Source organism: Marinobacter denitrificans, assembly GCF_008795955.1.
Classification (GTDB): Bacteria; Pseudomonadota; Gammaproteobacteria; order Pseudomonadales; family Oleiphilaceae; genus Marinobacter; species Marinobacter denitrificans.
Window position 1 is genome coordinate 1,724,262 of the sequence record NZ_VMHN01000001.1, and the last position, 20,517, is coordinate 1,744,778.

The 20,517-nt window shown below is 57.1% G+C and carries 17 protein-coding genes; 8 read left to right on the top strand and 9 right to left on the bottom strand.

The features are described from left to right. Positions 1-16: 16 nt before the first annotated feature. The gene (locus FO268_RS07940; protein ID WP_150991465.1) at positions 17-1,327 is read right to left on the bottom strand and encodes an NAD(P)/FAD-dependent oxidoreductase; all 1,311 of its coding nucleotides are present in this window, start codon (positions 1,325-1,327) and stop codon (positions 17-19) included. Positions 1,328-1,356: 29 nt separating this feature from the next. Then, entirely contained in the window at positions 1,357-1,962 is a 606-nt protein-coding gene (locus FO268_RS07945; RefSeq protein ID WP_150991468.1) for a TetR/AcrR family transcriptional regulator, read from the bottom strand. A 123-nt stretch (positions 1,963-2,085) separates the two neighbouring features. On the opposite strand from FO268_RS07945, the gene FO268_RS07950 reads away from it, so the two are divergent. Continuing rightward, a complete protein-coding gene (locus tag FO268_RS07950) occupies positions 2,086-2,640 on the top strand; it encodes a carboxymuconolactone decarboxylase family protein (protein WP_150991471.1) in 555 nt (184 codons plus the stop codon). A gap of 39 nt (positions 2,641-2,679) precedes the next feature. On the opposite strand, the gene FO268_RS07955 is transcribed toward FO268_RS07950, so the two are convergent. Then, positions 2,680-4,782 carry a NosR/NirI family protein gene (locus FO268_RS07955; protein WP_150991474.1) on the bottom strand — a complete coding sequence of 701 codons (2,103 nt, stop codon included), beginning with the start codon at positions 4,780-4,782 and terminating at the stop codon, positions 2,680-2,682. Between the two features lie 138 nt (positions 4,783-4,920). Continuing rightward, positions 4,921-5,658, bottom strand: coding sequence for a spermidine synthase (locus tag FO268_RS07960; protein WP_150991477.1), 738 nt, complete (start codon positions 5,656-5,658; stop codon positions 4,921-4,923). Positions 5,659-5,750: 92 nt separating this feature from the next. Between FO268_RS07960 and FO268_RS07965 the strand changes: the two genes are divergently transcribed. Next, complete coding sequence (locus tag FO268_RS07965) at positions 5,751-6,611, top strand: putative RNA methyltransferase (RefSeq protein ID WP_150991479.1); 861 nt, start codon at positions 5,751-5,753, stop codon at positions 6,609-6,611. Here the strand turns inward: FO268_RS07965 and FO268_RS07970 are convergent. Next, positions 6,595-7,023, bottom strand: coding sequence for an ankyrin repeat domain-containing protein (locus FO268_RS07970; protein ID WP_150991482.1), 429 nt, complete (start codon positions 7,021-7,023; stop codon positions 6,595-6,597). The genes FO268_RS07965 and FO268_RS07970 overlap by 17 nt on opposite strands. 164 nt (positions 7,024-7,187) lie before the next feature. Here FO268_RS07970 and FO268_RS07975 point away from each other — a divergent pair, with 164 nt between their 5' ends. Together FO268_RS07975 and FO268_RS07980 are read left to right on the top strand one after the other, a co-directional pair. Then, the gene (locus tag FO268_RS07975; protein ID WP_150991484.1) at positions 7,188-7,811 is read left to right on the top strand and encodes a YbhB/YbcL family Raf kinase inhibitor-like protein; all 624 of its coding nucleotides are present in this window, start codon (positions 7,188-7,190) and stop codon (positions 7,809-7,811) included. A 139-nt stretch (positions 7,812-7,950) separates the two neighbouring features. Continuing rightward, positions 7,951-10,077: a TonB-dependent receptor gene (locus tag FO268_RS07980; RefSeq protein ID WP_150991486.1), complete on the top strand. Its 2,127-nt coding sequence runs from the start codon at positions 7,951-7,953 to the stop codon at positions 10,075-10,077. Positions 10,078-10,121: 44 nt separating this feature from the next. Here the strand turns inward: FO268_RS07980 and FO268_RS07985 are convergent, their stop codons facing one another. From FO268_RS07985 to FO268_RS07995, 3 genes are read right to left on the bottom strand one after another with little or no spacing between them, the layout of a single operon-like run. Beyond that, complete coding sequence (locus FO268_RS07985; RefSeq protein WP_150991490.1) at positions 10,122-11,168, bottom strand: FecCD family ABC transporter permease; 1,047 nt, start codon at positions 11,166-11,168, stop codon at positions 10,122-10,124. Then, complete coding sequence (locus tag FO268_RS07990) at positions 11,165-12,169, bottom strand: FecCD family ABC transporter permease (RefSeq protein ID WP_150991493.1); 1,005 nt, start codon at positions 12,167-12,169, stop codon at positions 11,165-11,167. Before FO268_RS07990 ends, FO268_RS07985 begins: the two co-directional genes overlap by 4 nt. Continuing rightward, positions 12,163-13,116, bottom strand: a complete 954-nt coding sequence (locus FO268_RS07995) for an ABC transporter substrate-binding protein (RefSeq protein ID WP_150991495.1) — start codon at positions 13,114-13,116, stop codon at positions 12,163-12,165. Before FO268_RS07995 ends, FO268_RS07990 begins: the two co-directional genes overlap by 7 nt. A 97-nt stretch (positions 13,117-13,213) precedes the next feature. On the opposite strand from FO268_RS07995, the gene FO268_RS08000 reads away from it, so the two are divergent. Both FO268_RS08000 and FO268_RS08005 read left to right on the top strand, forming a co-directional pair. Continuing rightward, entirely contained in the window at positions 13,214-14,077 is an 864-nt protein-coding gene (locus FO268_RS08000) for an ABC transporter ATP-binding protein (RefSeq protein WP_150991498.1), read from the top strand. Continuing rightward, the gene (locus tag FO268_RS08005) at positions 14,074-14,994 is read left to right on the top strand and encodes a sucrase ferredoxin (protein WP_150991501.1); all 921 of its coding nucleotides are present in this window, start codon (positions 14,074-14,076) and stop codon (positions 14,992-14,994) included. The genes FO268_RS08000 and FO268_RS08005 overlap by 4 nt, the downstream gene beginning before the upstream one ends. A gap of 157 nt (positions 14,995-15,151) precedes the next feature. Here the strand turns inward: FO268_RS08005 and FO268_RS08010 are convergent, their stop codons facing one another. Then, positions 15,152-17,239, bottom strand: a complete 2,088-nt coding sequence (locus FO268_RS08010) for a TonB-dependent receptor (RefSeq protein WP_150991504.1) — start codon at positions 17,237-17,239, stop codon at positions 15,152-15,154. 741 nt (positions 17,240-17,980) lie between these two features. Between FO268_RS08010 and FO268_RS08020 the strand changes: the two genes are divergently transcribed. Both FO268_RS08020 and FO268_RS08025 read left to right on the top strand, forming a co-directional pair. Beyond that, the gene (locus FO268_RS08020; RefSeq protein WP_150991507.1) at positions 17,981-18,829 is read left to right on the top strand and encodes a hypothetical protein; all 849 of its coding nucleotides are present in this window, start codon (positions 17,981-17,983) and stop codon (positions 18,827-18,829) included. 168 nt (positions 18,830-18,997) lie between these two features. Beyond that, complete coding sequence (locus tag FO268_RS08025; protein ID WP_150991510.1) at positions 18,998-19,996, top strand: DUF2971 domain-containing protein; 999 nt, start codon at positions 18,998-19,000, stop codon at positions 19,994-19,996. Positions 19,997-20,517 lie beyond the last annotated feature (521 nt).

Sequence of the window (20,517 nt, forward strand, 5' to 3'; positions counted from 1 at the left end):
CAGCTTGAGCGTTGTGTCAGTGCAGTTTCAGGCGCGGATGCATGGCGCGGGTGATCCGGTCCATCAGCCAGATAACTCCGGTGCGGAGGAAGCCGTGCAGGGCCACCTGGTGCATCCGGTAGAGGGAGACATAGAACAGACGCGCCACCTTGCCTTCAATGTACATGCTGCGCCCGGACAGATTACCCATCAGGTTGCCCACGGTGGTGTAGCGGCTGAAATTGATCAGAGAGCCGTGATCGTTGTAGACGAAGGGCACGGCTTCTCCGCCTTCCAGACGATGGCGCAGAGTCTTGAACAGCACATCCGCCTGTTGGTGAGCGGCTTGTGCGCGAGGGGGCACGGGGCGATCCGAATCCGGTTGGGGGCATTCTGCACAGTCCCCGAAGGCGAAAATATCCGGGTCCGTGGTGGATTCGAGGGTTTGTCTGACCTTTATCTGATTGCCGCGATTGGTTTCCAGCCCTTCCAGTTCTGACAGGAAAGCCGGTGCCTTGATACCCGCCGCCCATATTGTCATCTCTGAGGCAAGCTCGGTGCCATCCTTCATGATCAGTATACCGGCACGGATTTCACTGACCGGCTGGCCTGTCATTACCCTGACGTTCTGATGCTCCAGCTCCCGGGTTGCTGCGGCAGACAGCCGCGCCGGCAGCGCTGGCAGAATTCGCTCTGCCGCTTCAATCACGGTAATGGAGACATCTTCTGCCCGCAGATGGTTCATACCATAGACAGGCAGTTCCCGGGAGGCCAGGCGCAGTTCAGCGGCCAGTTCCACGCCGGTGGCGCCGGCACCGATAATAGTGATCGGCAATTCGTGGCCATTGCCGGAATGCGCTTCATGGTTCTTGCGCAAGAAGGCGTTGAGCATCAGGTTGTGAAAGCGTCGGGCCTGGTTGAGACTATCCAGGAACAGGCAATGCTCCTGGGCGCCGGGGGTCCCAAAATCATTGGCATTACTGCCAACCGCAATCACCAGTGTGTCATAACTGATACGGCGTTCCGGCACCACTTCCTTTCCTTCTTCATCGTGGAACGCCGCAATTACTACTTCCTTCGTGTTGCGGTCAAGGCCGTTCATCCGGCCCAGCTGGAACTCGTAGTGATGCTTGCGGGCGTGGGCCCGGTAATTGATTTCGTTGGTGCTTGCATCCAGGGAGCCGGAGGCTACCTCATGGAGCAATGGCTTCCAGACATGGGTCAGGCCAGCGTCCACCAGAGTAATACGGGCCTTTTGCTTTTTTCCGAGTTTGTTACCCAGGCGGGTGACCAGCTCGAGGCCGCCCGCGCCGCCGCCTACGACAACGATGTGATGCATGTTTTCCATAACAAAGGGTTCCTGAAGTGAAAAAAGCCTCAGTGGCGGGCGCGAAAGTTGTCCAGAATAGCCGCCATATCGTCCGCGAGCTCGGTGACCTTGTCAGTACTGATCTCCCGCTGTGCAAACGAGCGGAGACCGATAAGCTGCGCCTGGAGAAGCCGTGCCAGCCGGGCACAATCGGTATCTGAATTCAGTTCGCCCTGGGTTTTTGCCTGCTCCAGAAGCTCCGTCAACGAGTGTTCAATGGCGCCCAGAATCGCATTTGCCTGGTCTGAGATGGCTGCATTGGTATTGCTCGCTTCCAGCAGGGTTTTCACAACCATGCATGCCCGGGAAGGCGGTACACTTTCGGCGCTCGATTGGCGAGCAACAAGGTTAAGGTAACTCTGCAGCCCATCCAGTACCGATGAATACCCGGCGAGGTGTTCGCGGAGCTCAGCGCCCCCCTGCTGAGCATATGCAGCCAGGGCTTCGCCAAACAGACCGTCCTTGTTCCCGAAAGTGGCGTAGATACTGCCCGGGCGCATGTCCAGCGCCTGTTCGATCTGCTTCATGGAAGCGCCACTGTAACCACGTTCCCAAAACAGATTCATGGCTTTTTCCAGGGCGACCTGTCGATCATAGCGAGCGTTTCTGGCCATTTTGCCTACCAACATCCGATGGTTGAAATCATTCCCAATCATAACTTGAGTGATCGCTCAATAACAGCTAGGGTAGTGGTAGTTGAGTATTTGCTCAAAAACACAGATTCAGAGGAGAACCTTATGTCAGATTTCCCAACCCACGATGTTGAGTCCGCACCGGAAAAATCGAAGCCGCTTCTGGAAAAATCCCTCAAGGGGTTCGGCATGATCCCCGGGTTGCACGCGGTTATGGCCGAAGCGCCGGGGGTCCTTGAGGCCTACCAGAAACTGCATCAGCTTGTACTGGACAGCAGCTTCGACAACGACGAGAAAACGGTGGTCTGGCAGACCATCAACGTTGAGAATGCCTGTCATTATTGCGTGCCTGCCCACACGGGTATCGCCAAGATGATGGAAGTGTCCGACGACATCACCAATGCACTCCGGGATGAAGCGCCTCTGCCCAACGACAAGCTGGAAGCCCTGAGAACCTTCACCCTCGCGGTGATAAACAAGAACGGCAACGTCAGCAGGGAAGACCTGGAGGCGTTCTACAATGCCGGCTACAAGCACCGGCAGGTTCTGGAGGTTATCCTGGTGCTGTCCCAGAAGACCATGAGCAATTACATCAACCATATTGCAGAAACACCGGTGGATGAGCCGTTCAAAAAGTTTGCCTGGGAAAAGACCCGCTAACGGGACGGTATTGTATTGCCCTTGCCCCACGGATGCGGTTCAGCCTGCATCCGTGGCCAGTATATTGGCCTGCCGCTGACGTTTTTTCTGTAACAGCTTGTCCACGCACTGGTCCTCGTCTTTCAGAATCACCACACACTCAAGACACTGGATGCATTCGTCGTAGTCGATGCGGCCGTCCTTGTGGATGGCGTTGATGCCACAGCTGTTCTTGCAGTGCTGGCAAGGCTTGCCGCAAAGTTCTACACGGTCCAGCCAGCTGAATAGCCGCAGCTTGCCCAGAACCGCCAGACCTGCCCCTAGCGGGCACAGATAGCGGCAGTAGAACTTGTGAATGAACATGCCGATCACCAGCAGGCCCACGGCATAAACCACAAAGGGCCAGGAGCGCACAAAGAATAGTGTGATGCTGGTTTTGAACGGTTCCACCTCCACCAGCTTCTCTGCCAGTTCCAGTGAATAGAAGGCAGTGCCCACCAGTACCAGCAGTATCGGGTATTTGAGCAGAATCAGCCGCCGATGCCATTTCTCCGTTACCTTCACCTGCCGGAACTTCAGTTTCTCACCCAACCAGGCGGCCATCTCCTGCAGCGCTCCAAAGGGGCAAAGCCAGCCGCAAAACAATCCTCTCCCCCAGATGAACAGGGTCATGAACGTGTAGGTCCACAGGATAAACAGCACCGGGTCCATCAGGAAAACATTCAGGGAAAAGCCATCCCAGATTGCCAGGAACAGCGTGTAGATATTCACCACCGAAAGCTGCCCCTGGATGTAGAACCCGATGTAGACCAGCGTGAAGAACAGAAACCCCCAGCGGAAACGGCGCACCAACTTTGGATAACGGCTCAGGGTGCGCTGGCGGGCAAAAAAGACCGTCAGAATGGTCAGGCTGGCCACCAGTATCGAGATGGTCAGCCAGCGCTCTTTCCAGAGCCCGATCCACACCGGCTGGCGAGTATCTTCCGGCCGTGGGGCAACCTCGACGGTCTCGAACAGTTCGTCGGCAAAGGCTACCGGAATATCAAGTTCGGTGCTGTCTGCCACCAGATGATTCTTGCGCAGGGTAACACTCATTTTCAGGGTTGCCCCCGCCCCGGGGTTGAACCCGGCATTGCCGCCAACCCGGAACAGGGTTTTCATCTCCATATCTGGCATGCCGTCGGCGTTGAGGCGGATGTTCTGGTCAAACACGTTGATATCACGAATCTCGACCGCAAGGTTGTTCTGTTGTAACCCGAGACGGCCTGGTGAGCTGCCGGGGGTGAAGTCGTCGGACAGGTGCGGATAAAGCCCCCGGGACATGACGACCATAAGCTGTGCATCCGGCCCGATGCGTTCTTTCAGGTGTGAAAAGCCTTCATCCCCAAGCAGGTTGCGGCCAACCATGGGCGAATTGATGTAACCAAAAAACAGTTCCGTGAAAGGTTCGTCCGGCTCTGGTTGCGGCATCTCCGAATAATCGGAGAGTGGGCGTCCGGTCTTTTGTTCGAATTCGTCAGGGCTGAGACGAAAATGGCCGATGTACCCGCGGTCAACAAGTTCTGACCAGGACAGAGGCTGGTAAAAGTCTGACCGGGCCCGGGTGGGAGCCTCCTGAGAGAACCCCTCCAGTTTCTCCCGCGCTACCTTCAGGGCAGAGGACAGAATCGTGTCGTTGATGATCAGCACTGAGACTGTCGCTTTGCTAACCCCGTCAAAAACCACCACATTGCCTTCCGAATCCCTGGCGGAGCGGTTGCCGGAAGTACTTACAATAATCTGTTCCGTCAGCGAGCGGTCCTCGTACTGGCTGATGAAGTCGAACAGGGGTTCTTCACCAAGTCCATGCAGGAACACCGGCTCGTGATGATTGAGGATGCGCACACCGGTAAAGCGGCCGCGGGTATCCAGTCCGATCAGCATACTGATCGGCTTGCCGGCGAATCCCTGAAGCCGGCTCAGATCGAGGGATTCGTAGGCGTAGCCAAGCAGTTCCTGAAGCTGATAAACGGGATAGACCGGGTAATCCGGTAGCTTGTCCCGGATTTCAGTGGCCTTGGGGAACAGTTCCTGGATCAGCGTCCGCTTTTTATCGTCCAGCGCGCCATGGGCCGCTTGCAAAAAACTGACAGTAACCAAAAGCAGCAACAGCCGCCCCAGCATGGCAATTCTCCAGAGATTTCTTTTTGTTGGTTATGCCAATGCTAGAGGTTTGCCAACCTTGCACAATGCTACCTGAGAGCCGGGGGCGTGCTACTTTGTGAGGAGAAATGAAGGAAGGTTCCTGGCGTAGAGAGTTGCTCAGGTAAGACGTATCACCCTTGCCATCAACCGACGCCAGTCTATGGGCAGGCTCTTTTCCAGTGCCACCAGTACAGGGTCTTTGGCGTTCAGCGCCTCAAAAGGGCCTTTGCTGGCAAAAATCACCGTGTTGTTGGTTTTGCTTTTGAACAGCAGCAGCGCCGCAAACTCGCCCCTGAGCTGGCGGAAAAACGGCCCGTTGATGTCCGGTGTGCGGTGGTAGTTGATGGAAAGCCAGCCGCTGTCGGTCAGTACACGGCTGCATTGTCTGATAAACTCACGCTGTGCCTGTGTGGGGCTCATGCGGTCGGAACTGTACATGTCGGAAAGGATCAGGTCCGTGCTGCTGTCCGGTAGTTTGCCCAGTGCATCCCGGGCGTCACCAATGGTGACGGTAAAGTTGGCGGATTGCGGCAGGCTGAAGTACTCGCGGGCAACTTGTAGAACGCTGGGTCGCAATTCCACGGCATGAACCTGGCAGTCGCCCAGCAGGTGTAACAATGCATTAGCCATTACCCCACCACCAAGGCCCAGAACGGTTACGTGGGAAGGCTGCGCGAAGGCAACCGGTAGCAGCATTGCACGGCTGTATTCATGGACAGGGAGATGGGGTTTGCGGCGATCTATCTTGCTCTGTTCAAACACCGAATCAAAGGTCATGACCCGATGTTTGCGATAGTCGATCACCAGGATGCCACCGAGTGCGTCCCGTGTGTAATGGATAATCTCGCCCTTCAAGGTGGGTGTCCTCGTGTGATCGCTGCGCCGCTATTCTGGGCATTTGCCCGCGGGTTCTCAAGCGGGATGACCACGCCGGGGCGGACCCGCCCATGAGTACAGATGCGTTCAATGCTCTGGCCTGCCCCCTGGATGGTGATTCGCTGACCCAGGCCGGGGCCAGTTGGCGTTGCCCGGCAGGCCACAGTTTTGACGTTGCCCGCCAGGGCTACCTTCATTTGTTGCCTGTACAGAAAAAGCGTTCGCTGGACCCGGGCGACAGCAAGGAAATGGTGGCCGCCCGCCAGCGCTTCCTTAATGCCGGTTATTTTCAGCCTGTTGCCGAGGCGGTAAACGCCGCCGTGCTCAGAGACACCATTGGCACCAACCACCCTGTGGCCTGTATGGATGCGGGTTGTGGCGAAGGCTATTACCTGCGTCAGTTGGCCACAACAGACCTTCAGCTCTCGTTGATCGGGCTGGATATTTCCAAATGGGCAACCCTGGCGGCCGCGAAGCAGGATAAACGTCCCCGGTGGGTGGTAGGAAGCAATGCCAATCTCCCGGTGTTGCCCGAAACCCTGGATGTGTTGCTCTGCCTGTTCGGTTTTCCCGTCTATTCCGAGTTTGCCCGCGTGCTGAAAACCGGCGGGGTGCTAATCCAGGCTGATGCCGGCCCCAACCATCTGCGGGAACTGCGGGAGATTATCTACCCCTCACTGAAGCCCGAGAAGATGCCGGCAGAACACGCACCCGAAGGCTTTTCAAGGCTGGGCACGCAAACCGTCAGCTACTCTCTGACCCTGGACAGTCAGAACGCTATTGCTGACTTACTGGCCATGACGCCGCATCTGTATCGGGCATCGGCTGAGGGGCGTGCTCGTGCCGAGGCACTGGCCAGCCTGACGGTTACTGTCGAGGTGACGCTGCAACGCTTCCTCCGGCAGGCAGACCCTGCTACGACAACGCCCTGATAGCTTCCTCTGCTCCTTTGGAGATGGCAAGATCCAGCGCGGAGCGGCCCTCCCCATCGGCCAGAGCCTTCTGCGCCCCAGCTTCCAGCAGGCACTCAATCACAGCCCCCTGATTGGATCGGGCTGCAGCCATTAGCGGTGTTTGCAACTGATCATTGCGCAGCTCCGGATTTGCCCCGTTTTCCAGTAGCAAGCGGGCAGTGTCGGCGTGGCCGTTACTGCAGGCCAGCATCAGCAGGGTGTCACCGCTGCTGGTGCGCATGTCCACGGGGACACCGGCATTGAGAATAACGCTCAGTGGGCCCGCGCCGCCATTCCGGGCCAGTTCAAAAAGCCCCTCGGCAAAGGCAATGGCGTCTTCATCCTTCTGGTCGTCGGGCCCCTGGGGGGTGCCTGGCTTGTCGTTGCTCATGTTATTCCTCGGTTTCCGGCAAATTAAGGCAGACGGTATCATGCCCTGGCCTCGCTACGAATTGGACCTGCGCAGGGCGCGGATCTGGACAGACCCACAACACCACTGTTAAAACCGTTATACACGGCAAGCAAAAACCATCAAAGGTACAGGAGAACAGGACGGTGAAAATCAAGGTTCGAGGAATTGAGGAAGACCAGCCGGTGCCGGAGAAGTTTGCGTTCGGCGTATACAGTGAACAGGACCACATGAGCTTTGGCCCCAACCGTAATCCGGAAGTAACCTGGGAGGATGTGCCGGAAGGCACCAAGAGCTTTGTGGTGATGATGTTTGATCCCGACGTCCCCAGTATTGCGGATGACGTCAATCAGGAGGGCAAAACGGTATCAAAAGACATTCCCCGTGTGGATTTCTTCCACTGGTTGCTGGTGGATGTGCCGCCGTCGCTTTCCTGCATCCCTGAAGGCGAAGACAGTGATGGGGTGATTCCCAAGGGCAAGGAACCAGGGCCGGGCCCGATCGGCATCCGGGGTGTGAACAACTACACCCAGTTCCTGGCAGGCAATCCGGACATGGCCGGCACCTACGCCGGTTACGATGGCCCCTGCCCGCCCTGGAATGACGAGATCATCCACCATTATCACTATGAGGTTCATGCCCTGGACGTAGACAGTCTGGGCCTTGAGGGTGAGTTTGATGGCGCTGCCGTACGTGAAGCCATGGCGGGCCATGTACTGGCCAGTGCCCGGGTCACCGGCACCTACACGTTGAATCCGGATCTGCGCTAAGCGGGGGTAGGTCATAGCAAGTCAGGTTTTGCAATAAATAATACGAATCGTTATCATTCGCGACTCATTACATTGAGTCAATGTCTGGCGTCTGGTTCCGGAAGTCAGGCGCAATGCATAAACGATTCGAGACCTGCTTATGACCATTCCGGATTCACGCTCCCTTCTGTTGGCCTTCGCCATGGCGGCTCCCGCTGCTGCCATGGCGCAGCCTGCCCCAGAAAACCCTTCTGGTAACGGCGCCAAAAAGCTGCCCGACCTGGTGATCAACGCCACCCGTAACAAAAGCACCGCCGGTGAAACTCCGCAGAAGACAACGATCATCACCCGCGAGCAGATTGAACAGCAACAGGCAATTTCCAACGACCCCGGCCAGGTTCTGAGTAACCTGATCCCCTCCTATTCCCCGGGGCGCCAGAAACTGTCCAATGCCGGCGAGACTTTCCGGGGCCGTTCACCTTTGTTCCTGGTGGATGGTGTACCCCAGAGCAATCCCCTGCGGGACAGTGCGCGAGACAGCTACACCATTGACCTGGATATGGTCGAGCGTATCGAGGTGATCCATGGGGCCAGTGCCGAACACGGTTTGGGGGCTACCGGGGGCATCATCAACTTTGTGACCCGTAAACCCGAGAGCGGAAAGGTTTCCCAGTCAGTGTCGGCCAGTGTTACCACCGACGACGACGTGGATTCCGACGGCCAGGGTTACAAGGTCGGTTACCGCGTCAGCGGCCAGCGGGACCGTTGGGACTATCTCGTGGGCGGGAACTTCCAGGAGCGCGGCGCGTTTTATGATGGCAAGGATCGCCTGGTGGGTGTGGCCTACCCGGGGGAAATCCAGAACTCGGAAAGTTATGACGTACTCGCCAAGCTTGGCTACTGGCTCGACGACGAACAAAACGTGGAGTTTTTCATTAACCGTTTTGAACTCGAGGGTAAAGGCAGCTACGAGCCAGTGCCCGGGGACCGAGACAACGGCGTACCGACAACCGCCAGAAAGGGCAATCCGGACGGTGAACCGGGCTACAATGATGTCACCACTGCCCGCCTTTCATACTCCCACGGTGACTGGTTGGGTAACCAGGTTGATGCCCAACTCTACAGCCAGACTTTTCGCGCCCAGTTCGCTACCACGCCTTTCTTTCCCTACCAGGACAGCAGTGGCAATACCCAGTTTGACCAGACCCGTAATGAATCGGACAAGTTGGGCGCGAAATTCACCCTCACCCGCGATGGCCTGTTGAACGATCACCTGACCCTGACTACCGGCCTGGATGTGCTCGAGGATGAGACCCGGCAGGTGCTGGTGGAAACCGGACGGACCTACGTGCCGAAATCCCGCTTTCGCAATTACGCCGCCTTCCTGCAGGGTGATATCACCGTTACCGACAGCCTGACCTTGCATACTGGTGTTCGCCATGAACAGGCCGAGCTCAAGGTGGATACCTATAACACCATCGATCGCAGCAATGTTACCCAGGACAATGTCACGGTACAGGGCGGCAACCCGGATTTCGACGAAACCCTGTTTAATGCCGGCGTGGTATACCAGGCCACCGATCAGTTGCAGCTGTTTGCCAACTATTCTGAAGGTTTTGGCATGCCGGATGTCGGCCGCGTGCTGAGAGGAATCAGCGACCCGGGACAGGATGTCGACAACCTGCTGCAGCTCGAGCCTATTGTGACTGACAACCGCGAGGTTGGTGGCCGTTTCGACTGGGACCGTTACCATCTGGAAGTGAGTTATTACGAGTCAGACTCTGACTTTGGGTCGCGGTTGACGGAGGAGAACGGAACCTGGGTGGTCAATCGAGAAAAGACCGAGATCCGGGGTGTGGAAGTCACTGCCGATGCGGACCTGAACGAGGCACATAACCTGGCGTTCTCCTATACCTATGCCTCTGGCAAGTCGGATACCGACGATGATGGCAAGGTCGACAAAAAACTGACCGGTATCAACATTGCCCCCGAGACCCTGCGGCTGAGCTGGTCGGCAGCGTGGACGCCAGCGCTGTCGAGTCACCTGCAGTTCAGTCAGTTCCTGGATCGGGATATTGAGGGTGACGACATGGACTTTGATGGGTACGGCCTGCTGGATGGCTCCCTCGCCTACCAGACCCGTGCCGGAAAGGTTTCCCTGGGTATAGAGAACCTGTTGGACAAGGACTATTTCACTTACTACTCCCAGTCAGCGCGGGTGAGTGACGAGTATTACTTCCAGGGCCGTGGCCGGACCATCACTCTGGGTTATCAGCTCGACTTCTGACCAGCCGTGAATATACAGCCCGGGGGTGTGCCCCGGGCTGCGTTTCATCCCGGATCGCGCCTGAGCCTATAAAGCAGGTAAACGAAAAACGGTGCGCCGATACCGGCCACGAAAACACCCGCGGGCAGGTCCCGGGGTATGAAAGCCACTCGCCCGATCCAGTCCGCGTACAGCAGAATCAACGAACCGATCAGTGCCGCTATGGGTAACAGGCCCGTGTGGCCGCTGGCGAGCAGCCGTCTTGCCATGTGCGGTGCAATCAGCCCAATGAAACCGACCGCGCCGGCATAGGCTACGGCCGATCCGGCAAGGGCAACCGCCAGTACCAGGAACAGAAGGCGATGGCCCTGCAGGGCGCTGCCCAGGCCCAGGGCCATATCCTCCCCCATGGCCTGGGCGTCCAGGTGCCGCAGCTTTATCAACGCCAGCGGCCAGCAGACCACCAGCCAGGGTGCCAGGGCTGTGACGTCGTGCCACTGGGATGCGTAGAGGCTGCCGGTCAGCCAGATATAGGCGTTCATGGCGGTGGAGTCGGGGCTCAGCACTAACAGCAGGGTGGTCACCGCCGTCAGGGCCGCTGCCAGCCCGACACCCACCAGCACCAGCCGGTAGGGGCTGATACCCTGGCGCCAGGCCAGGGTGGTAATACACAGCGCCACGGCGAATGCGCCCCCCATGGCCACTGGTGCCAGTAACAGGGAGGTGCCGGTGATGCCCCCCAGCCAAAGGTAGAGCACCGCCGCTGCCGACGCCCCGCTGGTGATGCCGATCACATCGGGAGACGCCAGCGGATTCCTGACCAGACCCTGCAGGATGAGCCCCGCCGAGCCGAGTGCTCCGCCCACCAGCACTGCCATGAGTACCCGCGGCATGCGGATTTCCAGAATGATCAGCGCCAGTTCCGACTGCTCCGGTGCAGCCAGTGCGCCCAGCACTTCTGTGAAGGACGTGGGGTGGCTGCCCGACGCCAGTGCCAGAACACTGCTGACAGCCAGTAACAGGGCGAGCGTCAGAGTGACCACCAATACCCGGACATTGAGCTTGACTGACCAGCGGTCACCTGGAGTCCGCAGGACGAGTGTGTGGTTCATGACTGATTCCTCACCTGGCGAGCGAGATGAAGGAACAGCGGCGTGCCCAGCAGGGCGGTCATCACCCCGACCGGAATTTCCTGGGGTGGGATGATAATCCGCGCCACGGTGTCCGCCGCCAGCAGTAATGTGGCGCCAAGAATCGCAGCCATCGGCAGCAGCCAGCGATGGTCGGTGCCAAAAATTCCCCTGGCCATATGGGGCACGATCAGTCCGACAAAGCCAATCAGCCCGGCCATGGCCACGGAAGTGCCCGCCAGAACGATCACCACGATACCAACCAGCAGCCGGACCTGCCCCACGTTCAGGCCCAGACCGCGGATGACCTCGTCGTCCAGCCCCAGCAGGTTCAGTTGCCGGCACTGCAGCAGGGCGAGGAGCATGGCCAGGCCGAACAGTGGCAGGAGCGGCAGCACGGCATCCAGCTCGCGCCCGGATACCGAGCCGGCCAGCCAGAACAGGATGCTTTCGAAACGGTCCTGATTGAGGATCAGCATTCCCTGGGCAAAGGACACAAACAGGGCAGTCACCGCCACGCCGGCAAGCACGGTCCGCACCGGGGAGATGCCACGCCCGGCTTCCTGGCCCAGAAAATAAACCAGGAAGGCCGCGAGGGCCGCCCCGGCAAAGGCGGCCCAGACCAGTTCCGACGGTGAGGTCAGCGAGAACAGGGTGGCACCGGCTACAACGAAGAACATGGCACCGGCGTTGATGCCCAGGATGCTGGGGGAGGCCAGCGGGTTGCGGGTCAGTGTCTGCATCAGTACTCCGGCAATGGCCAGGCCGGCACCGACAATCAGTGCGGTAACGGTGCGTGACAGGCGTTCGGTATGGATAACCAGGTGCTCCAGGGAGCCGGGGTCATAGTCCAGCACGCTGCCAGCAAGCACGTCCAGCGAGATGGGGATATGCCCGAATACCAGGCTGGATACCGTGGCCACCAGCAGCAGCGTCAGGCATAGCAGGGTTCCGCAGGTTCTTGCCAGGCTGGTCGTCAGCATTGCCCACACCCTTTACAGTCAGTGCACGGCAGGGCTGGCTGTTCCAGACCATAGTGCCGGTAAAGGTCATCAAGCATCCGGTTGGCGGCGATAATGCCTGCCCCCATGTTCCAGGTGACCGGGTCCACCTGGTAAACCTCGTTTTTCCGGACTGCCTGCAGATTGTTCCATAGGGGATGGCTGGACCAGGCGTCGAAGGTGCGCTGCACGGCCGGGTCGTCTTCCATGAATAGAAAGACGGCTTCGGCATCCATTGCGGGAATGCTTTCCTGGCTGGTGAGTTTGATGCCCCAGCCTTCCTTGCGGTGGTCCTCCGGAGCGACAAATCCCAACTCATCCAGGACGGCGCGGGCGAAACCGGCGTAGTAGATACGGGCATGATCGGCCCGGAAAGTGATGATCGCCACCTCCTGGGGCCACTGATCCCCCAGTTTACGGCGGATACGGGTCCTGAAATCCTCTACCCTCGCCTCCCATTGCGCCAGCAATTCCTCGCCACGGGCCGTGCGCCCGGTGGCTTTCGCCATCAGCGTCAGTAATGCCCTGAAGTCGTAGACATTGCCGGGAATCACCGTGGGCGCAATGCGGGTCAGCAGGGGGTAGATGGTTCTGTGGCGGTTGCTGGCGCCGACAATCAGATCCGGCGACAGCCAGGCGATGCGCTCAAGATCCGGTTGGGTTTCCAGCCCCAGGTAGGTGACGCCCTGGAGTTCGGGCCGCAGGTAGTGGTACATGGGTTTTTCGGTCCACGACTCCACAACCGCCACCGGTTCGATCCCCAGTGCCACCGCCGTGTCGGTTGCGCCCTGATAGAGTGAAACAATGCGATCCGGGCGGCCCTCCATCCTGACCTTGCCAAAAGCATGCTCCACGACCGTGGTGGCGTGCGCAGCGATGGACAGGATCGAGCAGATGGCGATCAGAGTGAGGCCGGTGTGACGGAGCATGGTAAATCCGGTTGAGTGAAACTCGGCAATGAAGTCCCGATTTGATAATGAGAATGGGAGATAATATCATCTGGAAACACTCGAACGCGATGCCAACATGCCCGTCAACCGACACTCTTCGACCCCGAACCCTACCAATTCGCCCCGATTGCGTGGCGAAGCCCTGTGCGCCGGATACAACGGCCGGCGGGTGTTGGCGGAAGTGGACTTCACGGTGCAGGACAGCAGTGTCACCGTTCTGCTCGGGCCCAACGGCTCTGGCAAGTCCACCCTACTCAAAACCCTGGCAAGAACTCTGGCTCCCGACACTGGCAAGGTGCTTCTGGATGGCACCGATATCCATCGGCAATCCACCAGGGCCGTGGCGCAGCGCCTGGGGATACTGCCGCAGAGCCCTTCGGCGCCGGATGGCCTGACCGTGCGGGAACTGGTGGGGCTCGGTCGCTTCCCCTACCAGAGCCTGATGCGCCAGTGGTCCAGGCACGACGAAGCCGCCGTTGAAGAGGCCATGGCCGTGGCCGATGTGGCCTCCTTCGCGGACCGGCCGGTGGATGCCCTCAGCGGCGGGCAGCGCCAGCGTTGCTGGATTGCCATGGTGTTGGCCCAGGAAACGGAGCTGTTGTTGCTGGATGAACCCACCACGTTTCTCGACCTGAAAGTGCAGGTGGATCTTCTCGAGCTGTTGGTTTCCCTGGCTCACCAGAAGGGAAGGACATTGCTGGTGGTGCTCCATGACCTGAACCTGGCCGCCGCATACGCCGACCGGCTGGTAATGATGAAAGCGGGCAGAATCATGCACGACGGCCCACCGGAGGAGGTTTTTACGGCTGACAACCTCAAGCAGGTGTTTGACCTTGATGCCCAGGTTATCCGGGAACCCGTGGCCGGCCGGCCAGTGTGTGTGCCGGTGAAGCGGGCCCGGGCCGGCAGCGCTGCCGGGCCCTCGGTGGCAACGGTATGAACGCTGCCGCGCACCGGTTCTGTTCTGTTGAAAGCGTTGAGGCTGGCGACCCCCTCGCCGGCACCGCCACCCACCCCGCCAGCAACCTGCTGATCAGTTGGCCGCGGCCAAAGTGGTCCCGCAGCCTGCGAATCGCGCGGGACATGGGCGATGACCTTGCCGAACGGATAGACCGCCTCGCTGCAGGCGGGCGGCGGGTGAACCTGATCGACCAGCGCGGTCGCCCGGCTTTCCTTCACCGGCTCTATCTGTTGCCCGAAGGGCGATGGTTTGATGTACCCCGTAATGACCTGAACGCGTTTCTGGAGGACCTGGAATCCGGCAAGGACCTGGCTCCATGGTCGGGTCGGCAGATGACCCGGCCTCTGGTGCTGTGTTGTACCCATGGCCGCAAGGACAAGTGCTGTGCCAAGTTCGGTTATACGACCTATCAGGAACTTGCTTCAACGGTCGCGAACCGGAAGCTGCCTTTCGAGGTCTGGGAAAGTTCCCACCTGGGAGGATGCCGGCTCGCCGCCAGCGTGATGGTGTTTCCCGCGATGCGCAAATACGGCCGGGTAGCGCCGGAACAGGTGTTGCCCCTGCTTCAGCAAGAGGCAAATGGCATGCCCTATCTGCCCTGTTATCGGGGCCAGTCGCTGCTGACGCCTGCGCAACAGTGTGCCGAGATCGCGGCGCTGGAGTGGCTGGAAGCGCGTAATATCAACGCCAGGCTGTCAGTGATGGCGGAATCCGAGGGCGGTGAAGACGACGGTGTTACCGTTCAGGTGCAGTGGCGAGCGGGCGATGCTTCAGGGGTGCTGGTAGCCCGGTGCGGAACCACGGAGGTGATGCGTGTGGACACCTGCGCCGATCTGGATGAGGGCCCCACGACGTCCGTTTGCTGGGTGGTCAACGACATCAGGCCGCTTAGATAGCGGACTGATCGCTGGGAGTTGGCGGCCTGGGGGTGGTGTTTTATTTCCTTGAGAAAAAGAACTCGCTTCGCTCAGACACCTTTTCCTGGCGGAAATAAAACACCACCCCCAGACCGCGGTTGAACCACTGCTATTCGGGTTTCTGTCAATCCCCTGTTTACCAGTCCATTCCGTAGGTCAGCATGACCGTGCGGCCCGGCGCCTTGGTGTATTGGGTGTCAAAGTTGTAGATCTGCGAGATCACCGGGAAGTAGTCTTCGTTCAGCAGGTTGCTGATTGCCAGGGTGATGTCGCCGTTACCTGTCCGCCACCTGCTGGTCAGGTCCAGCACGGTAAAGGACTCCACCTCACCTACCCCGAATCCGCTGCCGTTGAAGCGGTCCCGGTCACCCACCACCATGGCTTGCAAGCGGTTGGTCCAGCGTGAGGTGGTGTCGTGCTCCACATAGCCGGTTACCTTGAGTGGCGGAATGCGGTTGCCGGCCAGATAGGTGTCGTAACTGCCGTTATCGTCGGTGTCCACCTTGCCTTCCAGCCAGGTGAAGGTACCACCGGTGCTCAGGTCATTGGTGGGATAGACATTGAGTTCCGCTTCGAAACCGTAGATGCGTTCAGGGCTCCTGAGCACCGGGATGGGTTCGTTGGCGTTGGCCGCTGCCAGGCTGGTGCCCAGTTCGGATTCGCTATAGAACAGCGTCAGGGCGAGATCGGCGCGATCCCATACCGCCTCGGTACCCAGCTCGTAATTGTCGACAACCTGCGGCTCCGGGCGGATCTGATCAAGTGAGGTGCCCTGCTGGGGCTGGCGTAGCGTGCGGCCAATTTCCGGCACGGTAAAGCCCTGGGAAAAACTGGCGGTAGCTGCCCAGACATCGTTCACCTGGTACCGGGCACCGGTATTGAACACGGTTTCGCTGTATTCCAGTTCCCCGCCCTCAACATCGGCACCAAAGACCGTGGTGTAATCGTCCACTTCAAACCAGAATTTTTCATACCGGACGCCGGCATTGACGGTCCATTTTGAATCCAGGCGGAGCTCTGCCTGCAGGAAAGGCGCCACGCTGTTCTGGTCCATCTCTGGTACGAAGGTACGGCCGTCCTCAAGGGGCTGCGAGGTGGTTTCCAGCAGGGTATCCAGCCCCCAGAGCAGCTTGGCTCCGGACATAATGTCAAACGGTGTCTCGAAATCGAGGCGTGAGCCAACGCGCTCGGATTCGGTCAGTGACTGGCCCCCACCGGGATAGAAGGTGGCGAAGTAGCCGAAGCGGGTCATGTAATCGCGATAGTAGAGCTGTGCTCCCAGCGAGGTATCACCGAACAGCCGGCGGTCACTGTAGGTCAGGTTTACGTTGAGGTTTTCCGTGCCCTGGTCCTTGCCACCCGGGTCACCTTTTACAGCCCGGGTTTTCCGCTCGCCATACACGCCAGGCTCAAGAACATAGTTGGTGTCCTGTTTGATGTCGTAGTAGCTGGTGGTTAACTCCAGACGTTTCTCGGCGTCCAGGTCAAAGCCCAGCTTGGCCAGCAGATCGAACTCGCGTGAGTCGGCAATGCCACCCTGGCCGTTCGGGTCCGGCGGGATGCGGTCGCCGTCGGCATCGAAGGCATTGGCCCGCTGCTCATAGGAGCCCCGAAACTGATAGTCAAAGTCGCCGGAGCCGCCCGTCACGCTCTGGGACAAGCCGAACTGCTCGCTATCCTTGAGGTGTTCGGTGGAGAAACCGCCATTCAGTTCAGTGCGGTAGAGGGGTGCGCCTTTTTCGTTCTTGCGGGTGATGATGTTGATAATGCCGCCAGTGCCGCCGAAACCATAAACACCATTGGACCCCCGAATAACTTCGATGCGCTCAATGGATGACGGGTCAATGGAGTTAAGGGAATGCAGCCCGTCACGAAGACTGATGGTCTGGGGAATGCCGTCAATGAGAACGAAAAGATTGCGTCCCCGCAGGGTCTGGGCAACCGTGGTCAGACCGTGGGTCGAGGGCGACAGGCCCGGGACGGTCTTGGCCAGGATGTCGCCGACGTTGCCACCGAGAGAGGACTGCTTGTCGATCTGATTGCGATCAACAACCGTCACTGCGCCGGGATTCACGTTCAGGGAATCCAGGCCGCGGGTGGCGGTAACTTCAAGAGTACCAAGGGATTGTGGAGCCTGATCCGTGCCTTCCTGAGCCGTTGCAGTTGAGGCGCATCCGAGTGCGAGGATCAGCGAAAGTCGAAGTTTATTGATTTGTTGAGGCATTGTGGGACACCTGATAGTTAGTCTCAGTCAGGATGCGGAAGCTAAACTAAATGTAATCGATTATCAATACCAAAAAAGATGTAACAAGTCTCACTCGACCGTGTCAGGGGTGCCCGCACAGATCACGTCGGTGCTGGCGACCCCAGCGCAGCCTGGCCCAGTCCCTTGCTCGTCAGCTCGGGCCGGAGAGATTCATGTGGCCCATGTGGTGATTGATGGTGTGGTGGACCTGCCCCGCACGCGGGAAATAAATCCAAGCTTTTAAACATAAAGCGAACATTCGCCTAGCACTCAATCCAAGCCCGTTTTCCTGGCTCAAACCTAAGAAATCCATTCTTTCTGGAGCTAAGGAATTGCTCTAAACCTGAGTTCCTGTGAGGGCTTTTGGTCGGCAAAGATGCCGGTAGAATTTATGGGCATTTAATGAAAAACACCTCAAATCCACAGAATGCTTGCGGTTTAATTTGCTCAGTGCTGCGCACTTTTCACAAGCCAACCTTGTAGATCATTGTCTTAGAAAATAATTTTTTCACCCACTGTATTTAACTTGCACAAATGTGCACAGAAAAGCCGCGTGCAAACTTTTGACAGAGCCCGGGTTCGCACATTCGTCGAAAGGCAGCTAGTATCCCTTTGAAATGGAATGGATATTCGCACTGTGATTCAGGTCTAGATTGAAAGAGCCGATTGGGTTTAGTGCGAATTCAAACTAATAAGCTGTTAGGTATCTGAGGGAAATCGATGAGCAGTGATCTCCAAGACAAAGCTGAAGGAATTAAGGCTTCTATAGGCAAGCTTTCTGAGGAGGAGTCGTTGGCTCACTTCGAGGCTCAAAGAAAGCAATACGAAGCTGAGTATGAGAATTTTTTAGAGCATTACGAAAAAGAGGCGTGTTACCTCTGCGGCAAACCCTTCGCTACCATTAGCAAAGATCACCCTTGCCTTCATTGGCTCCTCCGTAGGTGCAAGTTCAAGAAAAAGGACTTCCCGAAAGTATTCGAGAAGTTCGATTTTTATGCCATCTCAGCATTTCTGCGCTGGGTCGCCTATGCTGAATCGGGTAGCAAAAATATAAATAACCTGAAGGAAGAAAGCAGCGAGCGTAAGATCTTAGAGATCACCATAAAGTGGAAAAATATTGAGTGGACTCTGGATTGCTCTAACAACGATTTCGCCGGACACGTGGGGACTAAAACTGAATTTCCTCACTGGCACTTCCAAATGAGAATCGACGGGCAGCAATTCATTAACTTCAATGATTTTCACATCCGTTTTTCGGAGAACGACCAGCTCAAGATTCGTTTGGAAAATGACCCAGACTCGGGATTTTTGCATAGTTTTGGCCCTGGCGGACAAGGAATGCAAGAGCGAATGGATCAGCTCGAAAACAACTTCGATGAATTTTTAGAGGATTCTGTTTCTGCGTCGGATCCAGAAGATGGCCAAATTCATATGCAATCGATTATCAAGGCTCCGGATGGTGGAATTCCTGGGGAAAAGATTGAAGAGGCGCTTGATATGGCTAGAACCACCGGAAAGACTTTGGCTCACTGTTTCAGTGTTGTTCTGAAGGATGAAGAAGGGGTATAGATGTCCACTATTGCTAGCCCTGCTGATTCAGTTCCTGAAATTGCCAAGCGAAGCGAGCGGAAGCGGAGATAAACCTAACCATCGGCTGCACAGCGACCGATTTTCCGCCGCTTCGCGGCTCCAAACCGGCGCGTGAGCCGGGCGTTATGTCCTCTGAGGAGTCGGATCTTGTCGTTTGAACAATTCCAAAAGCAATTTGAAGACCTTGGGCCTTTGGTTTCCGAATTCACGAATCTACATGAATACGTTGAGCAACTAATCATTGACTCATCAGGGAAAAAGATTCCGACATCTCTATTTCATTACACTTCGGCGCAAGGGCTTGATGGTATTGTTCAAAGTCAATCGCTGTGGGCTACTGATTGCAGATTCCTGAATGATTCTCAGGAAATGAAAGATGGTTTGGAGCGAGTAATAAAAAGATTGTCAGAGACAAAGAAGCCAATTTTTTCCACTTTGGGCACCCTGCTTTCTGATTTTGACGAAGTGTTCCACGACGTCATGTCGCCTCATCTCGTTTCTTTTTGTGATACGGACGACTTGCTCAGTCAGTGGCGAGCATACGGTAGCGAAGCTTGCGGGTACTGCTTAGAGTTTGATGTTTCAGATTCAAGCCTCGCGGCCTGCAAGGGCGATATTGTTGTATACGCAAATCTTCTTCCTGTCATTTACGATAATGACGTTAAAGAAAGAATAATTGAGGAAATTATCGAAGAAGTCTCCTCTCTTATAGAAAAGTCGGGGCTCACAGGACAGCTTGAGGATCTGCCGGAAACCACGACAGGAATAATTAAGGGTTTGATTCATAACCTTTTCACTCTACCCATGCTGGCATTCAAGAATTCCGGATTTTCTGAAGAAAGGGAGTGGAGGGCAGTCTTTTACCCTAACCTGGTCCAAACTAGAGAGCTAAGAAAATTTCGGTCAAATAGCGGCATCTTTATTCCTTACCTGGACAGCATTTTTCTTCAAAGTGACGACGAACGGCTTTTTCAGAGGGCAAAGCTGCCAATATCCTCAGTTCGACTTCCACCCTCAGCAGGAAATACAGCTTTAAAGGGCTTGGAAATGTACTTAAACAGTCAAGGCTTTGCTACAGGCCCAGGGATGCTAGAAATCAAGAAGTCCGCTATCCCTCTGAGAAATCAGGGAACTATTAATTGGTAAGTGCCGAAAGCAGGCATAACACATATGAGCCTTCTCGGGATCAATAGGCAATAGTCATTTTTTTGGCCGCGCCAGCGGCCAACTTAAACCCATGAGCGAGAACGCCTGCTTCGCTAGTCTCGTGGGGCTGTCAGGCACTCACAGCAAACACATATAGGGGCTCTCTTAAGTGGCTTTAGGCCACTGCCTGACCTGTCGTTCCCTCGGTGGGTCAGGGGCACCAGACATTCATCGGTTAACCGGTCACTGGCACTATTCAAGAATCTGGCTGCATGGCTCCAGTTAGGGGCAGGCTCAGGATCGGTGTAAGCGCGCTGGCTCATGGCATTAAGGCACGCCCACGGGGTGGCTAATCAAGGCGGCTGGCTTCAACGTCAGTGATAGAAGGCCGGTTCGGTATCGGGTACCAGTCAGCGGACCCCCGGCTTTTCGTCATCATTCTGTTTGATCCAGTTAGACGTCATGCTCACCCCGTGGCGTGACTAACCCTTCAGGAATCGTTGCTCATCGAACACCCTCTG

Excerpts from the sequence above, each read along its gene's own strand:
- FO268_RS07990 (WP_150991493.1), bottom strand. The coding sequence starts at position 12,169 with ATGCTGACGACCAGCCTGGCAAGAACCTGCGGAACCCTGCTATGCCTG.
- FO268_RS07965 (WP_150991479.1), top strand. The coding sequence starts at position 5,751 with ATGAGTACAGATGCGTTCAATGCTCTGGCCTGCCCCCTGGATGGTGAT.
- FO268_RS07955 (WP_150991474.1), bottom strand. The coding sequence starts at position 4,782 with ATGCTGGGGCGGCTGTTGCTGCTTTTGGTTACTGTCAGTTTTTTGCAA.
- FO268_RS07945 (WP_150991468.1), bottom strand. The coding sequence starts at position 1,962 with ATGGCCAGAAACGCTCGCTATGATCGACAGGTCGCCCTGGAAAAAGCC.
- FO268_RS07995 (WP_150991495.1), bottom strand. The coding sequence starts at position 13,116 with ATGCTCCGTCACACCGGCCTCACTCTGATCGCCATCTGCTCGATCCTG.
- FO268_RS08000 (WP_150991498.1), top strand. The coding sequence starts at position 13,214 with ATGCCCGTCAACCGACACTCTTCGACCCCGAACCCTACCAATTCGCCC.
- FO268_RS07940 (WP_150991465.1), bottom strand. The coding sequence starts at position 1,327 with ATGGAAAACATGCATCACATCGTTGTCGTAGGCGGCGGCGCGGGCGGC.
- FO268_RS08005 (WP_150991501.1), top strand. The coding sequence starts at position 14,074 with ATGAACGCTGCCGCGCACCGGTTCTGTTCTGTTGAAAGCGTTGAGGCT.
- FO268_RS07980 (WP_150991486.1), top strand. The coding sequence starts at position 7,951 with ATGACCATTCCGGATTCACGCTCCCTTCTGTTGGCCTTCGCCATGGCG.
- FO268_RS08010 (WP_150991504.1), bottom strand. The coding sequence starts at position 17,239 with ATGCCTCAACAAATCAATAAACTTCGACTTTCGCTGATCCTCGCACTC.
- FO268_RS07970 (WP_150991482.1), bottom strand. The coding sequence starts at position 7,023 with ATGAGCAACGACAAGCCAGGCACCCCCCAGGGGCCCGACGACCAGAAG.
- FO268_RS07985 (WP_150991490.1), bottom strand. The coding sequence starts at position 11,168 with ATGAACCACACACTCGTCCTGCGGACTCCAGGTGACCGCTGGTCAGTC.
- FO268_RS08020 (WP_150991507.1), top strand. The coding sequence starts at position 17,981 with ATGAGCAGTGATCTCCAAGACAAAGCTGAAGGAATTAAGGCTTCTATA.
- FO268_RS07950 (WP_150991471.1), top strand. The coding sequence starts at position 2,086 with ATGTCAGATTTCCCAACCCACGATGTTGAGTCCGCACCGGAAAAATCG.